Source organism: Polaromonas sp. P1_E1_2 (genome assembly GCF_056406035.1).
The window spans coordinates 1-1,660 of record NZ_JBFUAZ010000774.1; the positions used below are offsets into that span (position 1 = coordinate 1).

Consider the following 1,660-nt stretch of genomic DNA (forward strand, 5'->3'; position numbering starts at 1 on the left):
GAGCAGCAGGGTGGCGTGCCTGATTCCGTGCTCGTCAGCGTGGGCGGCGGCGGCCTGATTGGCGGCGTGGCCAGCTGGTTTGAGCAGCGCAGCCGTGTGGTGGCGCTGGAGCCTGAGCTGGCGCCCACCTTGTACAAAGCCCGCGAGGCTGGTGAGCCGGTGGACGTGRCCGTCAGCGGTATAGCCGCCGACTCACTGGGTGCCAAACGCATCGGCAGCCTGGCCTGGGACGCCACCCAGGCACATGTGCGCGATGCATTGCTGTTGACTGACGAATCGATACGCGCCGCGCAGCTATGGCTCTGGAAAGAATTGAAACTGGCGGTGGAGCCCGCGGCGGCCCTGCCGCTGGCCGCGCTGCAAAGCGGCCGCTACCGTCCGCGCGCCGACGAAAAAGTCTGCCTCATCATCTGCGGTGCCAACCTGGACCCGGCCAGCCTGAACTGAGCTGAACGGGCCCTGTCCACCGCAGCCCTACAAAATACAATGGCCCCATGCTAGATATCAACCTGCTTCGCAAAGACCTGCCTTCGGCTATTGCCCGGCTGGAAACCCGTAAAACCCCGCAAGCCTTCCTCAATGTGGAAGCCTTCCAGGCGCTGGAGGCCGAACGCAAGGCCCTGCAGATCCGCACCGAAGAGCTGCAGAACCAGCGCAACACGCTGTCCAAGCAGATCGGTCAGCTCAAGTCCAAGGGCGAAGACGCCAGCGCCATCATGGCGCAGGTGAGCGCTTCCAAGGCCGAACTCGAATCTTCCGCTGCGCGGCTGGATCAGATCCAGACCGACATGCAAACCCTGCTGCTGGCTGTGCCCAACCTGCCGCATGAAAGCGTGCCTCAAGGCGCGGGCGAAGCCGGCAATGTCGAAGTACGCAAATGGAGCCCGATCGAAGGCCTGGGCGGCGAGCCGGCCGCGTTCTCCTTCGAAGTGAAAGACCACGTCGACGTGGGCCAGCCTTTGGGGCTGGACTTTGAACTCGGCACCAAGCTGACCGGTTCGCGTTTTACCGTGATGAAAGGCCCGCTGGCGCGCCTGCATCGCGCGCTTGCGCAGTTCATGCTTGATGTGCAAACCGCCGAGCACGGTTACACCGAGTGCTACACGCCCTACATCGTCAATGGCGATTCACTGCGCGGCACCGGCCAGTTGCCCAAGTTTGAAGAAGATTTGTTTGCCGCCAAAAAGGGCGGGCAAGAGGGTGCAGCCGAAGCCGAAAGCACTGCGCTGTACCTGATCCCCACGTCGGAGGTGCCGCTGACCAACTTCGTGCGCGATGAAATCGTCGCCGAGGCTGACTTGCCGCTTCAGTACACCGCCCATACGCCGTGCTTTCGCTCAGAAGCCGGCAGCTACGGCCGCGACACCCGAGGCATGATCCGCCAGCACCAGTTCGACAAGGTCGAGATGGTGCAGATCACGCACCCCGACAAAAGCTACGAAGCGCTGGAAGCCATGACGGGCCACGCCGAAGCCATTTTGCAAAAGCTCGGCCTGCCGTACCGCGTCATGCTGCTGTGCACCGGCGACATGGGCTTCGGCGCCGCCAAGACCTACGACCTGGAAGTGTGGCTGCCCGCGCAAAACACCTACCGCGAAATCAGCTCGGTCTCCAACTGCGAAGCCTTCCAGGCCCGCCGCCTGCAGGCCCGCTTCAAGAA

General features: G+C 63.2%; 2 protein-coding genes. Both read left to right on the forward strand.

Going from position 1 to position 1,660, the window contains the following annotated elements:
- A partial coding sequence (locus AC1D1P_RS22740; RefSeq protein ID WP_477674552.1) for a pyridoxal-phosphate dependent enzyme occupies positions 1 to 447 on the forward strand: 447 nt, incomplete at its 5' end.
- Positions 448 to 494: 47 nt separating this feature from the next.
- Positions 495 to 1,660, forward strand: a 1,166-nt coding sequence (serS, locus tag AC1D1P_RS22745) for a serine--tRNA ligase (RefSeq protein ID WP_477674553.1), incomplete at its 3' end; no start/stop codon positions are given.